The following is a 20,292-nucleotide window of genomic DNA, read 5'->3' as shown; positions in this document are numbered from 1 at the left end:
GCGTTCAGCCAGATCCCGCACAGGGCAGGTGCCACAACGGGAGGGCCAGCCGGGGCGGAGCGGATTAGACTTGGGGTTTTCCGCTGCAAGAGAAGTCCATGTCCAAGCTGCGCCGTCCCACCCTGGCACTGGCCATTGTTGCCAGCCTGACCCTGGCCGCCTGCGACCGCCCGGCCGATCCGGCCGCTGGCAACGCCAAGCCCGCCGAAGCTGCGCCCGCTGCGGCCAAGCCGATGCTGGGCAGCTTCGGCTTCGATGCCAGCGGCATGGACCGCAGCATTGCCGCCGGTGATGACTTCTTCGGCTTCGCCAACGGCACCTGGGTGAAGAACACCGAGATCCCGGCCGACCGCTCGCGCTTCGGCAGCTTCAACGTCATTGCCGAGAAGACCCTGGCCGACACCCGCGCCATTCTTGAGGGCGCCGCCGGCAACACCCAGGCCAGCGGTGACGACAAGCTGATCGGCGACTACTACGCTGCTTACATGGACGAGGCCGGCATCGAGCAGCACGGCATTGCGCCGGTACAGCCGCAGCTGAAGGCGATCGACGCGATCGCCGACAAGGCTGGCCTGGCCCGTGCCCTGGGCGGCGACGTGCGTGCCGACGTCGACCTGCTCAATGCGACCAACTTCTACACCGACCGCCTGTTCGGCCTGTGGGTGTCGGTGGACCTGCTGCAGCCGGACCGCAACGCGCCGTACCTGGTGCAGGGCGGCCTGGGCATGCCCGACCGCGACTTCTACCTGGGCGGTGGCCGCATGGCCGAGCTGCGCAAGCAGTACCAGGCCTACATCGCACAGATGCTGCAGCTGGCCGGCGTCGCCGATCCGGCGGGCAAGGCACAGCGCATTCTCGCGCTGGAAACGAAGATCGCGCAGGCGCACGCCACCCAGGAAGAAACCAATGACGTGACCAAGGGTGCCAATCCGTGGACCCAGGCCGACTTCAATGCGAAGGCGCCGGGCATGGACTGGAGCACCTTCCTCGACGCGGCCGCACTGGGCAAGCAGCAGGACTTCATCGTCTGGCAGCCCAAGGCCGTGGCCGGCCTGTCCAAGCTGGTCGCCACCGAGCCGCTGGATGCCTGGAAGGACTACCTGGCCTTCCACGCGCTGGACCGCGCCGCTGCCTACCTGCCGAAGAAGTTCGCCGATGCCCGCTTCGCCTTCCACGGCACCGCGCTGAGCGGCACGCCGCAGCAGAGCGACCGCTGGAAGCGTGCGGTGGACGACGCCAACCATGCCGTCGGCGAAGCGATCGGCAAGCGTTACGTCGAGAAGCACTTCGACGCCAGGACCAAGGAACGCGCGGACGAGATGGCGAAGAACATCATCGCCGCCTTCGCCAAGCGCATCGATGCGCTCGCGTGGATGTCGCCGCAGACCAAGGCCAGCGCCAAGGCCAAGGTGGCCGGCCTGACCGTGGGCATGGGCTACCCGGAAAAGTGGCGTGATTACACTGGCCTGGAGATCCGCCGTGATGACGCGCTGGGCAATGCGCAGCGCGCCGAACTGTTCGAGTACCAGCGCAACATCGCCAAGCTGGGCAAGGCAGTCGACCACAGCGAGTGGGCGATGCTGCCGCAGACCATCAACGCGATGAACGTGCCGCTGGAGAACCGCCTGGTGTTCCCGGCCGCGATCCTGCAGCCGCCGTTCTTCGACGGTGCCGCCGACGACGCGGTGAACTACGGTGCGATCGGCGCAGTGATCGGCCACGAGATCAGCCACGGCTTCGACAACGCCGGCGCGCTGTTCGACGAAACCGGCAAGCTGCACAACTGGTGGACCGCCGAGGACCTGAAGCAGTTCAACGCCGCCGGTGATGCGCTGGCCGCGCAGTTCAGCAGCTACGAGCCGTTCCCGGGCGTGCATGTGAACGGCAAGCTGACCCTGGGCGAGAACATCGCCGACGTGGCCGGCCTGGGCACCGCCTACGATGCCTACCAGCTGTCGCTGCAGGGCAAGCCGGGCCAGACCCTGGAAGGCTTTACCCCGGACCAGCGCTTCTTCCTCGGCTTCGCCCAGGCGTGGCGCAGCAAGAGCCGCGAACAGGCGCTGCGCAACTCGCTGCTGACCGATGTGCATGCACCGGGCCAGTTCCGCGCTCTCACCGTGCGCAACATCGACGCCTGGTACCCGGCGTTTGAAGTGAAGGAAGGCCAGAAGCTGTACCTGGCCCCGGACAAGCGGGTCAAGGTGTGGTGATGTGACCGGAACGGGCGCCACAAGGCGCCCGTTTCATTTCCCGGTAGCGGCCAACCTGGGTCGGCACATGCCGCGGCTCTGGTGGGTGCCAACCTTGGTCGGCACATGCCCCGCTCCGGTGGGTGCCAACCTTGGTTGGCACGGCGCGGATCTACCTGCGGGTGGTGGCAACCATCAGCAGAGCACTCCCCGCCAACATCGCCGCAGCCCACAGCGTGGCGTGCAGCCCGATGCCATCGAGCAGCCGTCCACCGCCCCACGCCCCGAGCGCGATGCCGGTGTTGAACACCCCCACATACAGCGCGGTGGCGATCTCCACGGCCTGCGGCGCCGCTTTCAACATCCAGCTCATCAGGCCCACCGATACACCGCCATAGGCCAGGCCCCACAGCAGCAGCACCGCGATGCCAGCGGATGGTGTGTTTCCCACCCACAGGAACAACAGCGGCGTCAGCAGCAGGCCCGATGCGATCGCCAGCACCGTGCCACGTGGATGGCGTGCTGCCAGTGGCCCAGCGATGAAGTTGCCGGCGATGCCGGCCAGGCCGTAGGCAAACAGCAGTGCACCGATCCACGACGCATCCACGCTGGAGACGGACGTCAGCAGCGGCCGCACATAGGTGAAGGCGATGAAGTGACCGGACACCAGCAGCACGGTCAGCCACAGGCCACGCCGCAGGTCGCGCTGGCCAAGCTGCTGCACGAACTGCCGCAGCCGCACCGATGTACTGACAGGCAACGCAGGCACCACCCGCAGATGCAGCAGCATCACCGCCGCACTGAACAACGCCATCGCCACGAACGCGCTGCGCCAGCCCAATGCATCCCCGATCAGCGCGCCCAGCGGCACGCCCAGCACCGAAGCGGCGGCCACGCCACCGAAGATGATCGAGGTGGCCATGCCGGTGCGGTGAGCCGGCACCAGTCGCGCGGCCAGCCCACCGGCGATGGCCCAGATGCCGCCCATGCAGAACCCCACCAGCACGCGCGCGGCCAACAGCCAGCCGATGCCCGGTGCCAGTGCCGACGCAAGGTTGGCGACCAGCAGAAGCGCGAGCAGCGCGCACAGGATGCGACGGCGATCGATGCCACCGGCTGCGATCACCACCAGCGGTGCGAACACTGCCGCCAGCAGGGCCGGCAGCGAGATCATCAGACCGGCGGTACCGGTGGACGCGCCGAGATCTTCGGCGATAGGGGTCAGCAGGCCCACCGGCAGCATTTCGGTGGTGACCACCGAGAAGGTGGCGAGGCCGACGGCGGAAACTGCCCACCACGGATGGCGGGGCACAGACGCGGCGTGCGCAGGCGAGGAAGCGCTCACGGGATGATTCCTTCAGGGGATGTGGACGCGGCGGACGGGCGCAGTGCACGTTGCGCGAGCATGGCGAACAGCAGCACGGCACCGCCTGCGAGCAGCGCAACGACAAAGCCGCTGCGCACGCCCCCTGCATCAACGCTCTGTCCGGACAGCGCCGCGCCCAGCGCCACGCCGATGTTCAATCCGGCCAGCAACCAGGTCATGCCCTCGGTCAGGCGCGATTCGGGCACGTGCTGTTCGACCAGCGACATCGCCACGATCATCGTCGGCGCGAAGAACACCCCGGCCAGCAGCACGGCAACGGCCAGTGCAGGCAGGTTGCCCACCCACAGCAACGGCAACGTGGTCAGTGCGGTGGCCGCTGCGCCGGCCAGCAACAGGCGCGGCAACGGTGCCTGCAGCTTCAGTGCACCGAACAGCAGGCCCGCTGTGCAGCTGCCCAGCGCATAGGCCGACAGCACCGCGCTGGCGGCAAGCGGCTTGCCCCGCTCTTCGGCGAACGCCACGCTGGTGATGTCGACGGTGCCGACAATCACGCCCATCGCCAGCATCAGCAACGCCAGCAAGCGGATCTCCGGCTGCCGTAGCAACGAACGCGAGGGTACGTCACCTTCGCGGTGCTGCAGCGGCGGCTCGGTGCCACGCTGCATTACCAGTGCGGCCACTCCAATCACCAGCAGCAATGCTGCCGCCAGCACGCCCGCCTGCGGCCACACCGCAACCGACAATCCCACCGACAGCGGTGGCCCGGCGATGAAGGTCACCTCGTCGAACACGGTCTCCAGCGAATACGCGGTCTGCAGCTGCGGGCGGCCGCGATGGATCGCGGTCCAGCGCGCGCGCACCATCGCCGACACGCTGGGCATGCAGCCGGCCAGCATCGCCGCAATGAACAGCGTCCAGTCCGGCGCGGCCAGCAGCGTGCACGCGAGCAGCAACAGCAGCCCCGCCGCACTGGCCGCCGTGGCCCACGGCAGCACCCTGCCCTGGCCCCGGTGGTCAACCCAGCGCGACACCTGCGGTGACAGCAGCGCGTAGGTCAGCACGAACGTGGCCGACACCGCACCAGCCAGTGCATAGCTGCCGCGCAGCTGGGACAGCAGGGTGATGATGCCGATACCGGTCATCGGCAGCGGCAGGCGTGCCAGCAACCCGGCCAGGGCGAGGCCGGCGGTGCCGGGGGCCGCGAACAGGTCGCGATAGGGCGTGGCCATCAGGATCTCCAGGGCAGCGACTTGCCTGGCGCACGGCGCGCCACGACAATACATACAGAGCGTATGAATAAGAGGCTACATTCATACGCGCTGTATGTAAATAATCATGCACTGTGTCTGTAAGGAGCTCCGGATGGTTCGTCGCACCCGCGCCGAGATGGAAGAAACCCGCGCCACCCTGCTGGCCACCGCCCGCCGGGTGTTCAGCACGCATGGCTATGCCGCCACCTCGATGGACGACCTGACCGCCCAGGCCGGGCTGACCCGTGGCGCGCTGTACCACCACTTCGGCGACAAGAAGGGCCTGCTGGCAGCGGTGGTCGCCCAGCTGGATGCCGAGACCGACCAGCGCCTGCAGGCGATCAGTGATACCGCCGACGATGCCTGGGAGGGTTTCGTGCAGCGGTGTCGTGCCTATCTTGAGATGGCGCTGGAACCGGAGATCCAGCGCATCGTGCTGCGCGATGCGCGCGCGGTGCTGGGTGGCGCCTCACCGGAATCGCAGCGCCACTGCGTGCACTCGATGCAGCACCTGATCGAACTTCTGGTTGCGCAGGGCGTGGTGGCGCCGGTGGATGCGCAGGCGCTGGCGTCGCTGATCTACGGCAGCCTGGCCGAGGCCGCGTTCTGGATCGCCGACGGCGAAGATGGCGACACGCGCCTGCGGCAGGCGACGGCGGCGCTTGAGATGCTGTTGCGTGGATTGAAGTCGGCCGGGTGAAGCGCATCCACGCGTGGCGTGGATCTACCGCGGAATCCGCTCGGGTAGATGCCAACCTTGGTTGGCGCTTCTGCGGCACCGCGCGAAATGCGTGCCAACCAAGGTTGGCACCTACCAGGTAACGGTGGGCCACTCACGCAGGACGTCCACCGGCACGCCCATGCGCGTGCAGGCGCGGCTGGCGAGGCCGTCGGGCAGCGCGTGGCGGAACAGCGGCGCCATGCCCTGCATCAACTTCGCTGAAGCTGCCGCCTGCGCACGCTGGCGACCATTGCGTTCCAGCATGCCCTCGGCCCAGTCCGGCAGCAGCGCCGCGCCTGCACCCAGGAACACTTCGCGCGACAGCCCCGGCACCGGTACCGGCAGGCGCACGCCGGACAACACCTCCAGCACTTCGCGCGAGCGCTCATCCACGCGCAGTTCCGGTTGCCGCGCGCAGAAGTACGCCGCCACTTCTGCCTCACTGCGCGGTACATCCACCGCGCCCAGTGCCTCGGCCACGCAGCGGTACTCCTCGTAGTAGCGGTCGGCGATGTGCGCCGGCACCTCGCGCCCGTAGCGTCGGAACCCCTGCAGGAAACCGAAGGCTTCGGTCACGTGCACCCAGGTCAGCAACTGCGGATCGTCGGCGGCGTAGGGCTCCCCCTGCGCGGTCTGGCCGCGGATCTGCGCATGGATGCGGCGCACCCTGGCCACCAGCGCCTCCACCTCGCCGCTGGGCGCATAGCTGGTGCCGGCAACGAAGGCCGTGGTGCGGCGCAGCCGACCCACCAGGTCCTGGCGGAAATTGGAGTGGTCATAGACCCCGGCCAGCGCGCGTGGGTGCAGGGTCTGCAGCATCAGCGCGCACAGGCCACCGGCGAGCATCGAGGGAAATTCGGCGTGCAGCCGCCAGGTGACGCTGTCCGGGCCGAACCAGCCCGGATCGCCCTGCGGATGGTCGTAGTCGATACCACTCTGGCCGCGCGGGAAGGCGTCCAGTACCCAGCGTCGGATCGGCGCCGTGACGGGGCGGGAGAGTCGCTGCAGCAAAGCCGGCATCACAGGTCCAGGAGAGGCGGAAGAACAGTCGCGTCTTGCGCGGTTGGCTCCGATTCTCGGCGATCACGCCTCCGGCGGCGAGCCTCCCCGCTCAGCGACGGTTTCATGTGCGGTCGCAGCACGTTTCACCCTGCGACATCCTGTCGCAGGCCGTGACTGCGATGCTGCATCGCATCAATTTTCACTCCCACCGGTCAAACCCTTGCGCCGCTTGGCATTGCCCCCATTGCACGGCTCGCTGGAAGTGCTAGAACTGGATCCGCCACACCGTCCAATGCTGATCGACGCACGTTCCACAAGGAGCCAGCCATGATTGCCTTGTTCAAGGGTTTGGGAATTCTGCTTCGCGACAACGAGCTCTACAGCAGCCCGTTCGACAAACAGGTGGCGCACTGGCGCAACCTCAGCGAGCAGCAGATCCGCGATGAAGTGGCTGTGCTGGCCCAGGCCAAGTGCCAGTGGCTGATCGCCTCGATCGTCGGCTGGCAGGCGGCCTCGCTGCTGATCCTGGGCCTGATCGCCAACTACCTGTGGCGCGACGACTTCCATATCACCTTCACCCGCGTGGTGATCGTGTTCGGCTCGTGGGTGTCGATCCTGTTCGTGATCTGGTTCATGGCCAACATGTTCGATCAGCAGGCCGGCTTCGAGCGCTGGATGAAGGCGTTCAACAGCCGCGCCCGCATCAGCTCCAAAGCCGACAGCGTCGAGCACGTGGCCGAGGCGCTTGACCTGGCCGAGCACTATCCGGAAGTGCTGGACTACAAGCAGGCGGTCACCGCCAAACGCGAGCTGCGCCACGAGGACATCCGCATCATGACCGAGATCGGGCGCATGAAGCAGCACTCCGAACTGGTCGGCCGCCTGAACCATGTGGGCGAGAACGAGCACCACCACGACCTGACACTGCAGCCTGCCTACTGACCCTTCAGGGAAGCGGGGGGACCCACACTGCCACCGTGATCACTCACGGTGGCAGTGTTCTATCGGGTCCTGGCTGACGCACTGGTGGAAGCCGCTGGGCAGGTCACGCATCGCCTCGGTCTTCCCCACCGCCACGGCAAACCGGCGCAATGGTGGCGTCGCACACGCGGCGTCGGTACTGCACGCTGGGTCCAGCACCAGGTAGTGGCATTGGCCACTACTGCTGGCGATGCACTGGAACCGTGCCTCGCCGTCGACCACGCTGCCCTTGCTGTAAAGCGTGTCCACGCCGTTGGCGCGGGTGCGGGTGATCGAGGTATTGCTGGATTTCTCACAGCCGGCCAACGACAACGCAGCGATGCAGGCAAACAGGAACAGGCGCATGGTGCCTCCAGGATGCGGCTACATGCCGCGGAACAGGCTCATGAAAGGTTGGCTGACCACCAGCGTCTCCGTGCGCCCACGCAGGCGCAGCACGCCGCGCCCGGTATCGTCGCGGCTGACCGCCGCCACCGCCTTCATGTTGACGATGGTCGAGCGATGGATCTGGCGGAAATGCTGCGGGTCGAGCACTTCCAGCAGTTCGCGCAGCGGCGTGCGCAACAGGCTCTCGCCGGCAGCGGTCACCACGGTGGTGTACTTGTTGTCGGCACGGAAGTAGGCCACGTCTTCCAGCATGATCAGCTGCGTCTCGCGGCCGTTGCTGGCGGTGATCCAGGCCAATGGCGGGCGCTCTGCCGCACCCTGCGATGGCCCCAGGCGCCGCAGCAGGCGCTCGAGTACGGCATCGTCCTGGCGCGTTGATGGCAGCCGCGACAGAATGCGTTCGCGGGTGGCCAGCAGGCGCTCGTCGCTGACCGGCTTCAGCAGGTAATCCATCGCGCCCTGCTCGAACGCGTCGATGGCGTACTGGTCGTAGGCGGTGACGAACACCACCTGGGTGCGCGGGCTCAGCTCGGACAGCGAACGGGCTACTTCAATGCCACTGATGCCGGGCATGCGAATATCGAGGAAGGCGATGTCCGGCTGCTTCTCGGCCAGCTGCTCCAGTGCACTGGCGCCATCCTCGCACTCGGCCACCAGCTTCAGGTCCGGCCACAACCGGCCCAGCTGCTCGACCAGCGACTGCCGCAGCAGTTCCTCGTCTTCGGCAATGAGCGCCTCAAGCGGCATGGCTGCGCTCCTTGCTCGACTGCGGCAGGGTCATGGTTGCGGCCACGCCGCTGGGGAAGTTGGCGACGATCGCCACGCCGGCCTGCTCACCGCAGGTCAGGCGCAGGCGCTCGCGCAGGTTCTTCAGGCCGATGCCGGTACCGCTGGTGCCCTGGCCGAAGCCGAGGCCATCATCGGCCACCGTCACCGTCACATGGTCATCGAAGCCACGCGCCAGGATCCAGATCGTGCCACCGCCGGGCTTGGGTTCCAGGCCATGCTTGATCGCGTTCTCCACCAGCGTCTGCAGCGCCATCGCCGGCAGTTGCACGCCGTGCAGCTCGTTCGGCACCTGCACCTCCACCCCCAGCCGTGCGCCCATGCGGATACGCAGGATCTCCAGGTAGGCACGGGTGCGCTCCAGCTCCACGCCCAGCGTGGACAGCGATTCGTCCACCTGTGGCAACGAGCTGCGCAGGTACTGGATCAGGTGGCCCAGCATCTGGTCGGCACGTGCCGGGTCGGTGCGGGTCAGCACCTGCGCGTTGGCCAGCGTGTTGTAGAGGAAGTGCGGTTCCACCTGCGCATGCAGCAGATTCAACCGGGCCACCGACAGTTCCTTTTCCACCTGGGTCTGCTCGGCCGCGGCCTGCTCGTCGCGACGCTGGTCGGCAACACGGCGGCTGATCGCGCGGGTGACCGCTTCGGCGTTCTCGAAGTTGCTGCCCTCATCCAGCGCCAGCAGGTCGGCCCACCAGCCGGCATCCGGTTCAAACAGCAGGGTGACGGTACTGGTGCCCTGCCCCGGCGTGACCGTCGCCAGCACGCTGTTGCGCTTGATCGCCAGCCGAGCCGGCAGATTCCAGCGCGACGGCTGGCGGCCGTTCCAGGCATCCACGCGGCGCACGTAGGCCCGTACCTGCAGGCTGCCGGCCGAACTTTCCACGTCTTCAACGCGCGGCAGTTCGGCGATGGCCGCTTCCACCACCGAGAATGCCTGGCCGGCGTCCATCGGCAGTTCCACCTGGCGGCGCTGGCGGCCGGAGAGCGTGGTCGAATCCAGCCGGCCGGCGACCAGCCAGACGCGGCGTACATGGGTAATCGCGCTGCCCAGCGCGGAAATCATCAGGAACATCGCCAGCAGGCCGAAGATCCAGCCCGGACCATCGTTCATGCCGCTGAAGATGCCGCTCCAGACCATGCCGGCGACAAACAGCGCCGCAGCCCAGGCCAGCAGGTGACGAAGCAGGAGAGAGAGGCTGGCAAACACGGCGGCGCCTTGGAGGAAGGGGGTGAGCCGAGCATAGGGCGGCCCGCCGGGCAAACAAGCGGGCTGCGACGAAGGGCCCGAAAGCGGGGATGGAAGCCGTTACGGAAACGCCGGGCATGGCCCGGCGTTTCCGGGCGGGGGCAATGCCGGCCAGCGGCCGGCACTACCGAACGCCGTTATTTGCGCTGGTCGGCGCTGGCGTCACGCACGGCGCGGAACGACTCGTCCCTGCTCCAGTTCGGCCAGCTGCGCGAATTGGCCAGCTGGTTGCCCAGCGTGTACAGCACTTCCAGGTCGCGGGCGGCACCGGCGAACACCCAGTCCGGTTGCCATTCGTCGCCCTGCTGGTGGTAACGCTTGGCGGTGTAGTCCTCGGAGGCCTTCTTGCCCGCGGCCACGCCGCCATCCACCCAGTCCTGGCCGGCCGACCAGGACAGCGCCGGCACGCCACGCTTGGCGAACGGGAAGTGATCGGAGCGGAAGAACAGGCCGGCTTCCGGCTTCGGGTCCGGCGTGTAGCGGATGTCCCAGCCCTTGGCCACGTCCTTCAGCTGGTCCAGCAGCTCGAAGCGCGCGGCGCCGTAGATGCCGAAATCACGCGACGGCCCGAACGGTGCCATGCCATCCATGTTGATCACCGCCACGGTCTTTTCCAGCGGGTACAGCGGATGGGTGGCGTAGTACTCCGAACCCAGCAGGCCCTTTTCCTCGGCGGTGACCGCCAGGAACAGCACCGAGCGCTCGGGGCGCTTGGCCTTGGCGAAGCCGCGCGCCAGTTCGATCAGCGATGCGGTGCCACTGGCGTTGTCCAGTGCGCCATTGAAGATCCGGTCGCCACGCGCGTCCGGCTCGCCCACGCCGATGTGGTCCCAGTGCGCGCTGTAGACGATGGTCTCGTCCGGGTGGCGGCTGCCTTCCAGGCGCGCGGCCACGTTGTGCGAGGTGATCACTTCGGTCTTCACCGCGTACTTCGCGTCCAGGCTGGCGCCGGTCAGCGGCACCGGGGTGAAGTCGCGCTGCTGCGCCTTCTTCTTCAGCGCTTCGAAGTCCTGCCCGGCCGAGCGGAACAGCTCCACGGCCAGGTCGCGCTGGATCCAGCCTTCCAGCAGCGGGTGGCTGTCGGCCGGGTTGTCACGCACCACGTCGAACATGGTGTTGGTGTTGGAGCCGGCCACGGTGGCCCAGCCGTACGACGCCGGTGCGGTCTCGTGCACGATCAGCACGCCCAGCGCGCCCTGGCGGGCACCTTCTTCGTACTTGTAGGTCCAACGGCCGTAGTAGGTCATGCCCTTGCCGTCGAAGTCGCCCTGGCCGGTCTCGAAGTCCGGATCGTTGATCAGCACGACGGCGATCTTGCCCTTCAGGTCCACACCCTTGAAGTCGTCCCAGTTGCGCTCCGGGGCCTTCACGCCGTAGCCGAGGAACACCAGCGGCGCCTTGCTGATATCGACGTTGCTGGCGCCGTTCATGGCGGCGCGCACGGCGATCTGCTTGCCCTGCTCCAGCGGCAGGGTCTTGCCGCCCTGGTGCAGCGCCAGCTGCGGTGCGCCGACGATGTCGCCCTTGCGCAGCGGCACGGCCTGGGTCCACAGGCGCTTGCCATCCTTGAGGTCACCGCCCGGCTGCAGGCCGGCATCGGCGAACTGCTTGCTGAGGAAGGCGATGGTCTTCTCTTCGCCGGCGGTGGCCGGGGAGCGGCCTTCGTAGGCGTCGGAGGCCAGTTCCTTGACGTCGGCGGAGATCCGCGCGCCGTCGAATTTCGGGGTGGCGGCCATCAGTGCGCTCGACACTGACAGGGCCAGCACGCCCAGTGCTACTCGCTTCATTGCTCTCTCCAGCAGGGAAATCTCTCTGGAGTGTAATGGGATTCGGCAGGGCTGCGCCCTGCACCTGCCGATGCCAGGGCAGCAGCAACAGCTGGAGCAACAGCAACAGCAGAAGCAGGCATTCGGTGGGATGGCGGGGTGGGTCCGGTTGCGGGGGACGCCGTAAACCCCGCTCCGCGGTCCGGCCCAGCCGCTGGCGGCTGTGCGTTCGGGCGCTTGCGAAGCAATGCTTCGCAAGCAAAGCGCCCTCACCCCTGGGGGCTTGGCCGCGGCATCCATGCCGCGGACACCCCCGCAACCGGACCCACCCCGCCTTCGACACATTTCTGCTGCTGTTGGTAGGCGTCAACCTTGGTCGACACGCCGCTGTTGGTAGGTGTCGACCTTGGTCGACACGGACGGAAACAAGAAGGGGTCAGAGTCCTTTCCCTGCGGGAAAGGGCTCTGACCCCATCTGTGTGCTGCTTGAGCCTGTTACCAGTTCGGGTCTTCGGCCGGGGCCGCCGCGGCCTTGGGCTTCGGCTTGGCGGCCGGGCGTGCGGCAGCTGCGGGAGCGGCCGAGGCGGTCGCGCCTGCGGCGGCAGCCGGCTTGCTGCCCAGTTTCTGGCGCAGTTCGATCTGGCCCGGACGGAAGCCGCCGCGCATCGCGTCTACGCCGTCTTCGATGGTGCCGTAGGACGTCTGTGCAGCCACGCGATCGATGCGGATGGTGCAGCACGGGTGTTCGCTGCGGCCCAGCGAGCGGCCGGTCTGCGGGTCCTTCAGTTCTTCGCCAAGGCGCACGGCCTGCCAGCGCTGGCCAGCCTGCAGCGTTTCGCCGCCCTGGCTCAGCACCACCTGGTCGCCGTCCACCGAGACCACCGACACCGGGAACAGGGTGGTGACGATGGTGGTGCCGATCTGGCCGGACAGCGACTCCATCATCGCCGCGGCCATGTTGCGACCGTTGACCACGCGCGGCAGGGTGCTGGGGCCGGTCGAGGCCAGCTGGTGGTCGAAGCTGTCGGACATCACCACCTGGCCGGTGGTGGCGTTGATCAGGCGCAGGGTGATGCGCCCGCCACCGGAGTACGAGGTCACCTGGCGGTCGGACATGCGCAGGTTGCGCACGCTGCGCGGGTACTCGAAACGTTCGATGGTCGGGATCAGGATCAGGTCGGTCGCCAGCTGCTGGCCCACGCGTGCGGTGTCCTGCAGGCGCACGTTGCCGCTGTTGATGTGGTCGATCTCGGCCTGCAGCTCGTCACCAAACTCGCGGTCCAGCACGATGAAGCGCTGGGTCTGGGTCAGCGTGTCGGACAGGCGTGCGCGGATCGCGTCGGCCACTTCGTCCGCGTCCACGCGGCCGTCGCCCACGGCGTAGCTGCCGGCCTTGGTGCGCGGCAGTGCAACCACGATCTTCGGCTTGCCCTGCTCGTCCGGTGCACGGTACTGGGCGATCTGTGCGCGCACGCGCACCTTCCAGTAGCTGCGCATGCTGCGATGGGTCACATCGGAATCGTAGGAGCTGGCGCCACGCTTGGCATCAACACTCACCTTCTCGTCGTAGCTTTGCTTGACACTGGCCGAGGCCGAACCGCCCTTGGCCGAGGCTTCGCCGGACGCACTGGCCGACGCCGAGCCCTTGAAGCTCCAGCCTTCGTCGCTGGCGCGCACGCGGGCGATGGTTTCCTCGTCCAGCTGCCGCACTTCTTCCTGCGACAGGATTTCATAGCCCAGCACCGCGCCCTGCGAGCCGGCGATCATCTGCTGGGTGAACGCGTCGGCGCGGATATCGCCGACGTGTTCGTCATCCACATCCACATGCAGGCCTGCACGCAGGCTCTGCATCTGGCTGGCCACGCGTACGCCGTTGACCTGCGCCACCGCCGACTGCAATGCCGCCAGCACCGCCAGTTCCGGGGTGCTGCCGATGCCGTCGGCTTCGCGCGCGACCTGGGTGGTGCCGCCGAAATCCGGCGTGCCACGCAGGGGCGCTGCTTCCACGGGCGCATTGCTGGCCAGTGCACTGGTTGCCTTGTCCTTGGCGGGCGCGGCGGCCGGGGTGTCCTGCTTGCCACAGGCTGCAAGCAGCGTGGCAGCCAGGCCCAGGCCGATCAAACGGTAGGTCATACGCATGGAGATTCGCCTCGGATCAGAGCTTGTCGAGCATCGAATCGGCGTTGGACGGCACCTTCACCTTGCTCTTCTTGGCGAAGGTCACGGCCGACTTGGTCGAGCCGTACAGGCCCTGGATGAAGCCCGGCGATTCCTTGGCCACCCATGCACCTGCCGCCAGCTTGCGGCCGACGGTGGCCAGCTGGGTCGCGCCCAGGTTCTTCATGCCGGCGGTGAAGTTGCTGGCTTCGCCGCCCAGCTTCTGTGCTTCGGCCGCCGAGGACAGCAGCGAGACCAGGCCTTCGGCGTAGTGCTGCTTGGATTCAGCGTTCAGTTCCGGCTGTGCGGCCTGGCGCTCGTTGATCGCCGCCTGCGCCGCTTCGCTGACCGACACCGACTTCTTCATCGCATCGACGCTGACCGAACCCGACGACAGCGCCTGGCGCTCGGCTTCCAGCAGCTGCACCTGCTCGGCCAGGCCGAAGGCACGGGCGAACGAGGTCTGGGCCTGCAGCGAGTGCGACTGCGAGGTAACGAAACGACGCACCAGCGCTTCCTGCGCGGCTTCGTCCGGAGCGGCGGCGCTGGAGGCGCTGCTGCTGGAGGTGCCGGTGGCGGCACCGGCCAGGTCCTTCAGCTTGCCCAGACCAGCATGGGCGGGCATCGACAGGGTGGCGGCAGCGATGGCCACGACAAGAGCGGTAGTGCGGATCATGGGATTTCCTTTATGAGAGAGACGGCCGCAGCGCGGCACGCGAGATCGGGGATGGCAGCGAGTCAGTGCCGAGCAAGCTCGGCACCCACCAGAGCCGGTAGTGCCGGGCCATGCCCGGCGAGCGCAGCGGTAACGTCAGCGGACCGCCTTGACGTTCAGTTCGTTGATCATCTGCTGGGCAGCCTTTTCAGCCGCCAGCTGCAGCGCATTGGTACGGGCGACGGTTTCGTTCGGACCGGTACCGGAGAACTGCACCGGGCCCACCGACGACACGGTGCGCGGGAAACGACCGGTCACGTCCAGCACCTTGCCGGTAACGGTGACGAACACGCGGGTGTTGCCGCTGGCCGGATCGCGGTCGCGCATGCCGACGTCGAGGGTGCCGACGGCGATGTACGGAATGTTGGCCGCACGGATGCCGTTGGCGGTGTCACGCAGGGTGGCGGCAGACAGGTCGTTGCCGGTGCTGAAATCCTTGCGGATGCGCTCGATGCTGAGCAGGCCGCGCGACTCGCCTTCCACGTATTCGGCTTCGACCACTTCGTAGCCGGCGGCGCTGAAGGCACCGGTCATCGCGGTGTTCACTTCGGCCGCGTTGGCCACCTTCCAGCTGATGTTGTCGCTGCGCTGGGTGGTGCTGCCACCGCTGGTGACCGACATCGAACCGTTCTGGTTGATGCTGCCGTTGGTGCTGACCGAGTTGCCACGGAAGCTGTCGCCTTCACGGGTGTTCTCGCTGTAGCTGCTGCTGGCGTCGACGCGGCGGTATTCCTTGTCCTGGAACGACTGCACGGTGTCCTGCGAGCGCGCCATGAACAGGAAGGTCAGCAGCGAACGCTGGGCGGCGGTGGCACCGGCCACGGCCGAACCTGCATCCAGCTTGGTCTGCAGCAGGGTGGTGTTGATCTCGGCGCGGACGGTGACGGTGTAGGTCTTGGCCTTCTTGTCTTCGGTGTCCGACAGCTGCACGGCACTGAGCACGTAGCGGTCGATCTCGCCGATGAACTCGGCGCGGCGCGCTTCGAACAGGCGCAGCTTGGCCGCACCGGTTTCGGCAATGTACGCCTCCAGTGCATTGACCTTGGCCTTGTTCAGGGCCTGGGCACGGGTGTCGGCACTCAGGCGCAGGCCGTAGCTGGCCGAACCAGTACCGCGCGAACTGGCGGTCTGCGCAGCGACCGGCGAGGCCACCACCAGGGCGATGAGGATGAGCAGGATGGTACGCATCAACGACATGACTTGATCAACTCCTGGAGGGCTTGGGTCTGCTGCTGCAACGGGCGGCCGCCCGGCTTCTGTTCGTCCAGCCAGCCGCGCGAATCGGCGCGCTTGGCGGCGGCGCCGGCGAAGGCATCGAGGCCCGCCAGCAGGGTTTCGTAGCTGGCCGACCACTGGTCGACCTGCCACTGCGTGACCGGCACCACCTTGGTGGCCCCCTTGCGCAGCGGCTGTTCGAAATAGACCTTGCCGGAGAACGGCTCGGTCACCTTGGCGGTGAAGAACGCGCCGAACAGCATCGTCTTCATCGCCGGGGTTTCTTCGATCACGCCGTTCTTCAACGCATCCACCTGCAGGTTGATGACGTAGTCCGGCTCGGGAATCTTCAGCTGGTAGACCTTGCCGTCGGCAAAGCGCGCCGCCATCGCACCACCGATCGCCTGGCCCGAGGCCGGCGGCAGCAGGCCGACGCCGGTATTGGACGACAGCGTCTTGGACAGTTCGTGGGCCAGCGTGGCGCGCAGCGGGGCGTTCCACTTCGGGTCGGGCAGCTTGGCGCGGACCGCGTCGGACAGGGTTACGCCACCGACCTGCAGGCGACGCACGGCGGCATCGGGCAGCTTGGCCTGGGCGAGGCTGGCGGCCAGCACCTGCGACAGGCTGGTATCGGCACTGCCGTACAGGAGATCGGCAACGATCGCGTCGATATCGTCGTTGTCCGGCCGGTAATCCTGCACGTCGATGCGCTGCAGGGTCAGCGGATAGGACGCGATCACCTGGCGCTCGCGGAAGTCGAAGAACAGCGCCTGCAGCGCCACTTCCACCAGCACCTTGTACTGGTCACCGATCGGCTCGACCGAGACCAGTTCGCGGTCCAGTGCCGCGGCCAGCACGGTCGCGCTGGTGGTGCCGTCGAGCATCGCCACCGGCTGGTCGATCAGTTCCAGGTGGGCCGGGGCGCGGCGCTTGAGCGACTGCGCCAGGGTCTGGTTGAGCGGGATCAAGCCACGCTTTTCCAGCACGGCATGCGCATGCGGGGTGGTCGCCTGCACGGCGGCGGCGTCAGCGGTATAGGCAAAACCCGCCCAATAGGCCTGCTGTGATTTGTCCGCAGCCTGCACGGCCATCGGCCATACGGCCAGGCACAGGGCACAGGCAAGCAGGCGCGCAAAAGCGCGCGATGCGCTCTTCGTCCTTGAATACATCCAACCGCTCCTCGGTCAATACGCATGGAAAGTGGACGCTGACGCGTCCGCTGGGCGCGAAACATAACGGCTCGCGGGGCTGCCGACAAGTGCTGCCTTCGTCGGGGTCACTCCGCGGGAGGCAGACCAGCCCGTTGCCGCAGCAGGCCGCGCTCTGCCTGGTTCTGGCTGAGTCTGGCGGCTTCCGCAAAAGCGTGACGTGCGTCCAAGTCGCGTCCCAACGCCTGTAGTAGTTCCCCGTGCACCACCTGCAGCGGCGCGTACTCGCGCAGCCGCGCGTCCACCAGCAACGGCTGCAGCTGCGCCCAGGCCGCGAAGGCACCGTCGCTGCGCAGTATCGCCACCACGCGGTTCAATGCGACAACTGGCGAGGGCTGCACCTGCAACAGCTGCGTATAGAGCGTTGCGATGCGCGGCCAGTCGGTATCTTCGGGACGCCGCGCCGCCGCATGGCACGCTGCGATGCGCGCCTGCAGCACATAGGGATCGTCGCCGCCACCGGCGGCCAGCGCGCGCGCCAGCACCTGCTGCCCGCGTTCAATCTGCAGCCAGTCCCAGCGCGCGCGGTTCTGTTGGTCCAGCAGCACCGGCACGCCCTGCGCATCGGTCCGTGCTGCGGCACGCGAGGCCTGCAGCTCCATCAGCGCCAGCAGGCCCAGCACCGGCGGCACCGGCAGCCGGTGCGCCAGAATGCGCGCGAGTCGCAGTGCCTCGTCGCACAGCGCCGGACGCATCCAGTCGTCACCGGCACTGGCCGCATAGCCTTCGTTGAAGACCAGGTAGATCGCCTCCAGCACTGAAGCCAGCCGCTCGGGCATCGCCTCCGCGCGCGGCACTTCATAGGGCACCTGCTTCTGCGCCAGGGTGCGTTTGGCGCGCACGATGCGTTGGGCGATGGTCGGCTCGGGCTGCAGGAAGGCGCGGGCGATCTCGGTCGTGGTCAGGCCACCGAGCAGGCGCAGGGTCAGTGCCACCCGCGCATCGGCCGGCAACACCGGGTGGCAGGCCACGAACATCAGGCGCAGCAGGTCGTCCCCCAGGTCATCTTCCAGCGCCTGGCTGTCATCCGGCGCTGGCAGGGGTGCCGGATGCAGTTCCTCACCCCATTGCGCATGCTGCTGCGCCACGCGCTGGTGCTGGCGCAGCACATCGATGGCACGGTTGCGCGCAGTGGTCATCAGCCAGGCTCCGGGATTGTCCGGGATGCCCTGCTCCGGCCAGCGCTCCAGCGCGGCCAGCCAGGTGTCCTGGGCCAGCTCCTCGGCGCGGCCGACATCGCCCCCGAGCAGCCGCGCCAGGCGCGCGATCAACACCGGCGACTCCATCCGCCAGAGGGTTTCCAGACGCTGCGTCAGTGCGGGATCGAGCATGCGCCGATCACAGCACGCACGCCCGGCCCGCACAAGCGCCATGGCTCACGCTTCGACGATGGGCTTGAAGCCGCCCCAGAACATGCGCTTGGTATCGAACGGCATGTCCTTCGGGCCCAGCGACGCCAGCCGCGGGTCGGCCATCACCCTGGCGTTGATGCGGTCGCGTGCCGCACGCGAGCGGAACACCACGAAGGCGACGATCACCGTTTCACCGGGCCTGGCTTTCACTGCGCGCGGGAATGACGTGCTTTTGCCCGGTTCCACGTCGTCGGCCACGCACTCCATGTACTGCAGCGCGCCATGGTCCTTCCACACCGCGCCGGCCTTGCGGGCAAGGCGGCGGTAGGCCGCCACCTTGTCCTGCGGGCACGGCAGCACGTAAGCATCCACGTAAGCCATGAGGGTTCTCCCTTGCGGCGGCCGTCAGCCCGGTTCGCCGTCCATGTGTGCGATTTCCCAGAGATGGCCATCCAGGTCCTGGAAGCCACGCTGGTACATGAAGCCCAGGTCGCGCGCCGGCTGCGGCTCGCTGGCGCCGGCGGCCAGTGCCTTGTCCACCAGCACATCAACGGCCTCGCGACTGGGCGCCGAGAGCGCATTGATCACTTCCGTGTGGGTGTGCGCATCGGCAATCGGCTTGTTGGTGAACTGCTGGAAAAAAGGTTGGGTCAGCAGCATCACGTAGATGCTCTCGCTGATGACCATGCCAGCCGCATCGTCATTGGTATAGGTTGGATTGAAGCTGTAGCCCAGCGCGGTGAAGAACGCCTTGGACTTCTCCAGATCCTGCACGGGCAGGTTGACGAAGATCATCTGCGGTTGTGGTGCACTCATTGGTAACGCTCCTTGTGGATGAAGAGGAAAGAGGGAGGGATCAGGGCTGCTTCATGCAATTGACCATCCACGGCTTGCCGTAGCGATCAATCAGCATGCCCCAGCGGTGCGCCCAGAACGTTTCGGCGATCGGCATCTGCACCTGGCCACCTTCGGCCAGCGCCGCGAACACGCGTTCGGCTTCTTCGATGCTGTCGACGTCGACATTGATGGTGGTCGAGCCGCCCTCGCCACCGCCGGGACCGTCGGCCGCCATCACGATGGCGCTGCCGATTTCCAGCTGGCTGTGCGCAACGTGGTCGAGGGTTTCCGGCGGCATCTCGTTGCAGCCTGGCGAGCCATCGGAGGGCGGCATGTCGCGGTATTTCATTTCCGACGTGACCTGGCCACCGAGTGCCTTGGCGTAGAACGCCATCGCCTCATGGGCCTGGCCGCTGAAGCCGAGGAAGGGAATCAGTTTCATGGCAATACTCCGTTGTGCGGTTCAGGGCAGTAGTGCCGGGTCCTGCCCGGCAGGGAGATGAATCGGGTCAACCTTCCAGCTGTGCACGCAGACGCTGTTCCTGCTGCTGTAAGTCGGGGGTGAAGGCTTCACCGAAGTCTTCGGCGGTGATCAGCGGGCGCAGTTCCAGCGTGCCGCCACTGCCGAACGGCGCGCGGCTGGCCCACTCGACAGCTTCCTCCAGCGACCGCACGTCCCACAGCCAGAAACCGGCGATCTGTTCGCTGGCGGGACCGAACGGACCGGCCTCGACCCTGGGTGCGCCACTGCCGAAGTGAATGCGGCGACCGCGCTGGGTGGCGTGCAGGCCTTCACCGGCGAGCATGATGCCGGCGGCCACCAGTTGTTCGTTGAAGGCGCCCATTTCGGACAGTTCCTGTTCGCTGGGCATGCGGCCGGCTTCGGAGTCGGCGTTGGCCTTCACGATCACCATCACTTTCATTGCAGTCTCCCGTGGGGACGCGTGGTGCGTGCCCTTCACTGGGTACAACGAACCAGGGGGCCGGGAATCGACACGTCTGTTGGAAATTTTTTCTTCCGTGGAAGGCGCGCCTTCGGCGGGAGTCGGCGAACGGCGGAGCCCCTCCGTGGTGGGGTTGGGTTGATCGCTGAAAGCTGGGTTCCCGTAGGTGGGCCGGGCGGGTGGGGGTGGCGGGGACGCCGTGAACC

General features: G+C 67.2%; 19 protein-coding genes. 3 read left to right on the top strand and 16 right to left on the bottom strand.

What is annotated here, in order from left to right; genetic code table 11:
* Positions 1-98: 98 nt before the first annotated feature.
* A complete protein-coding gene (locus N5D45_RS20735) occupies positions 99-2,210 on the top strand; it encodes a M13 family metallopeptidase (protein WP_057503511.1) in 2,112 nt (703 codons plus the stop codon).
* Between the two features lie 151 nt (positions 2,211-2,361).
* On the opposite strand, the gene N5D45_RS20730 is transcribed toward N5D45_RS20735, so the two are convergent.
* Positions 2,362-3,534 (bottom strand): MFS transporter, encoded by a 1,173-nt coding sequence (locus N5D45_RS20730; RefSeq protein ID WP_248854262.1) that lies wholly within the window; start codon positions 3,532-3,534, stop codon positions 2,362-2,364.
* Positions 3,531-4,745 carry an MFS transporter gene (locus N5D45_RS20725; protein WP_279939541.1) on the bottom strand — a complete coding sequence of 405 codons (1,215 nt, stop codon included), beginning with the start codon at positions 4,743-4,745 and terminating at the stop codon, positions 3,531-3,533. The genes N5D45_RS20730 and N5D45_RS20725 overlap by 4 nt, the downstream gene beginning before the upstream one ends.
* A 133-nt stretch (positions 4,746-4,878) precedes the next feature.
* On the opposite strand from N5D45_RS20725, the gene N5D45_RS20720 reads away from it, so the two are divergent.
* Entirely contained in the window at positions 4,879-5,466 is a 588-nt protein-coding gene (locus N5D45_RS20720; protein ID WP_260363991.1) for a TetR/AcrR family transcriptional regulator, read from the top strand.
* Positions 5,467-5,577: 111 nt separating this feature from the next.
* Here N5D45_RS20720 and N5D45_RS20715 read toward each other — a convergent pair whose 3' ends face one another.
* Positions 5,578-6,507 carry an oxygenase MpaB family protein gene (locus N5D45_RS20715; RefSeq protein ID WP_279939538.1) on the bottom strand — a complete coding sequence of 310 codons (930 nt, stop codon included), beginning with the start codon at positions 6,505-6,507 and terminating at the stop codon, positions 5,578-5,580.
* Positions 6,508-6,816: 309 nt separating this feature from the next.
* Here N5D45_RS20715 and N5D45_RS20710 point away from each other — a divergent pair, with 309 nt between their 5' ends.
* Positions 6,817-7,431 (top strand): hypothetical protein, encoded by a 615-nt coding sequence (locus N5D45_RS20710; protein WP_010484135.1) that lies wholly within the window; start codon positions 6,817-6,819, stop codon positions 7,429-7,431.
* Positions 7,432-7,470: 39 nt separating this feature from the next.
* On the opposite strand, the gene N5D45_RS20705 is transcribed toward N5D45_RS20710, so the two are convergent.
* The 13 genes from N5D45_RS20705 to N5D45_RS20645 form a co-directional block, all read right to left on the bottom strand.
* Complete coding sequence (locus N5D45_RS20705) at positions 7,471-7,815, bottom strand: hypothetical protein (protein ID WP_043398917.1); 345 nt, start codon at positions 7,813-7,815, stop codon at positions 7,471-7,473.
* 18 nt (positions 7,816-7,833) lie between these two features.
* Positions 7,834-8,604: a LytTR family DNA-binding domain-containing protein gene (locus N5D45_RS20700; protein WP_010484137.1), complete on the bottom strand. Its 771-nt coding sequence runs from the start codon at positions 8,602-8,604 to the stop codon at positions 7,834-7,836.
* Positions 8,594-9,853, bottom strand: coding sequence for a histidine kinase (locus N5D45_RS20695; RefSeq protein WP_010484138.1), 1,260 nt, complete (start codon positions 9,851-9,853; stop codon positions 8,594-8,596). The genes N5D45_RS20700 and N5D45_RS20695 overlap by 11 nt, the downstream gene beginning before the upstream one ends.
* 176 nt (positions 9,854-10,029) lie before the next feature.
* Positions 10,030-11,679 (bottom strand): M28 family metallopeptidase, encoded by a 1,650-nt coding sequence (locus N5D45_RS20690; RefSeq protein ID WP_279939537.1) that lies wholly within the window; start codon positions 11,677-11,679, stop codon positions 10,030-10,032.
* Between the two features lie 474 nt (positions 11,680-12,153).
* Positions 12,154-13,797: a CsgG/HfaB family protein gene (locus N5D45_RS20685; RefSeq protein WP_279939536.1), complete on the bottom strand. Its 1,644-nt coding sequence runs from the start codon at positions 13,795-13,797 to the stop codon at positions 12,154-12,156.
* A 16-nt stretch (positions 13,798-13,813) separates the two neighbouring features.
* Positions 13,814-14,491 (bottom strand): hypothetical protein, encoded by a 678-nt coding sequence (locus tag N5D45_RS20680; RefSeq protein WP_019337988.1) that lies wholly within the window; start codon positions 14,489-14,491, stop codon positions 13,814-13,816.
* 135 nt (positions 14,492-14,626) lie between these two features.
* Positions 14,627-15,727 (bottom strand): hypothetical protein, encoded by a 1,101-nt coding sequence (locus tag N5D45_RS20675; RefSeq protein ID WP_049480830.1) that lies wholly within the window; start codon positions 15,725-15,727, stop codon positions 14,627-14,629.
* Positions 15,718-16,914, bottom strand: coding sequence for a hypothetical protein (locus tag N5D45_RS20670; RefSeq protein ID WP_279939535.1), 1,197 nt, complete (start codon positions 16,912-16,914; stop codon positions 15,718-15,720). Before N5D45_RS20670 ends, N5D45_RS20675 begins: the two co-directional genes overlap by 10 nt.
* Positions 16,915-17,021: 107 nt before the next feature.
* Positions 17,022-18,284, bottom strand: a complete 1,263-nt coding sequence (locus N5D45_RS20665) for a sigma-70 family RNA polymerase sigma factor (protein WP_010484144.1) — start codon at positions 18,282-18,284, stop codon at positions 17,022-17,024.
* Between the two features lie 45 nt (positions 18,285-18,329).
* Positions 18,330-18,686, bottom strand: coding sequence for a DUF1428 domain-containing protein (locus N5D45_RS20660; protein ID WP_019660895.1), 357 nt, complete (start codon positions 18,684-18,686; stop codon positions 18,330-18,332).
* Positions 18,687-18,710: 24 nt separating this feature from the next.
* Complete coding sequence (locus tag N5D45_RS20655; protein WP_049480831.1) at positions 18,711-19,121, bottom strand: VOC family protein; 411 nt, start codon at positions 19,119-19,121, stop codon at positions 18,711-18,713.
* Positions 19,122-19,161: 40 nt separating this feature from the next.
* Complete coding sequence (locus N5D45_RS20650) at positions 19,162-19,584, bottom strand: VOC family protein (RefSeq protein ID WP_005407887.1); 423 nt, start codon at positions 19,582-19,584, stop codon at positions 19,162-19,164.
* 67 nt (positions 19,585-19,651) lie between these two features.
* A complete protein-coding gene (locus N5D45_RS20645) occupies positions 19,652-20,065 on the bottom strand; it encodes a YciI family protein (RefSeq protein WP_043403334.1) in 414 nt (137 codons plus the stop codon).
* Positions 20,066-20,292: the final 227 nt, after the last annotated feature.

Source organism: Stenotrophomonas sp. GD03819, from assembly GCF_029841665.1.
In the GTDB taxonomy this organism is placed as follows: Bacteria; Pseudomonadota; Gammaproteobacteria; order Xanthomonadales; family Xanthomonadaceae; genus Stenotrophomonas; species Stenotrophomonas geniculata.
Note: the sequence above shows the minus strand (reverse complement) of the source record. Positions and strands in the feature narration are given on the sequence as shown.

What these genes read in the sequence shown, in the direction of transcription:
- N5D45_RS20710 (WP_010484135.1), top strand. Translation starts at nt 6,817, where the DNA reads ATGATTGCCTTGTTCAAGGGTTTGGGAATTCTGCTTCGCGACAACGAG.
- N5D45_RS20655 (WP_049480831.1), bottom strand. Translation starts at nt 19,121, where the DNA reads ATGAGTGCACCACAACCGCAGATGATCTTCGTCAACCTGCCCGTGCAG.
- N5D45_RS20675 (WP_049480830.1), bottom strand. Translation starts at nt 15,727, where the DNA reads ATGTCGTTGATGCGTACCATCCTGCTCATCCTCATCGCCCTGGTGGTG.
- N5D45_RS20670 (WP_279939535.1), bottom strand. Translation starts at nt 16,914, where the DNA reads ATGTATTCAAGGACGAAGAGCGCATCGCGCGCTTTTGCGCGCCTGCTT.
- N5D45_RS20700 (WP_010484137.1), bottom strand. Translation starts at nt 8,604, where the DNA reads ATGCCGCTTGAGGCGCTCATTGCCGAAGACGAGGAACTGCTGCGGCAG.
- N5D45_RS20705 (WP_043398917.1), bottom strand. Translation starts at nt 7,815, where the DNA reads ATGCGCCTGTTCCTGTTTGCCTGCATCGCTGCGTTGTCGTTGGCCGGC.
- N5D45_RS20685 (WP_279939536.1), bottom strand. Translation starts at nt 13,797, where the DNA reads ATGCGTATGACCTACCGTTTGATCGGCCTGGGCCTGGCTGCCACGCTG.
- N5D45_RS20665 (WP_010484144.1), bottom strand. Translation starts at nt 18,284, where the DNA reads ATGCTCGATCCCGCACTGACGCAGCGTCTGGAAACCCTCTGGCGGATG.
- N5D45_RS20660 (WP_019660895.1), bottom strand. Translation starts at nt 18,686, where the DNA reads ATGGCTTACGTGGATGCTTACGTGCTGCCGTGCCCGCAGGACAAGGTG.
- N5D45_RS20725 (WP_279939541.1), bottom strand. Translation starts at nt 4,745, where the DNA reads ATGGCCACGCCCTATCGCGACCTGTTCGCGGCCCCCGGCACCGCCGGC.
- N5D45_RS20680 (WP_019337988.1), bottom strand. Translation starts at nt 14,491, where the DNA reads ATGATCCGCACTACCGCTCTTGTCGTGGCCATCGCTGCCGCCACCCTG.
- N5D45_RS20690 (WP_279939537.1), bottom strand. Translation starts at nt 11,679, where the DNA reads ATGAAGCGAGTAGCACTGGGCGTGCTGGCCCTGTCAGTGTCGAGCGCA.
- N5D45_RS20645 (WP_043403334.1), bottom strand. Translation starts at nt 20,065, where the DNA reads ATGAAAGTGATGGTGATCGTGAAGGCCAACGCCGACTCCGAAGCCGGC.
- N5D45_RS20650 (WP_005407887.1), bottom strand. Translation starts at nt 19,584, where the DNA reads ATGAAACTGATTCCCTTCCTCGGCTTCAGCGGCCAGGCCCATGAGGCG.
- N5D45_RS20715 (WP_279939538.1), bottom strand. Translation starts at nt 6,507, where the DNA reads ATGCCGGCTTTGCTGCAGCGACTCTCCCGCCCCGTCACGGCGCCGATC.
- N5D45_RS20720 (WP_260363991.1), top strand. Translation starts at nt 4,879, where the DNA reads ATGGTTCGTCGCACCCGCGCCGAGATGGAAGAAACCCGCGCCACCCTG.
- N5D45_RS20735 (WP_057503511.1), top strand. Translation starts at nt 99, where the DNA reads ATGTCCAAGCTGCGCCGTCCCACCCTGGCACTGGCCATTGTTGCCAGC.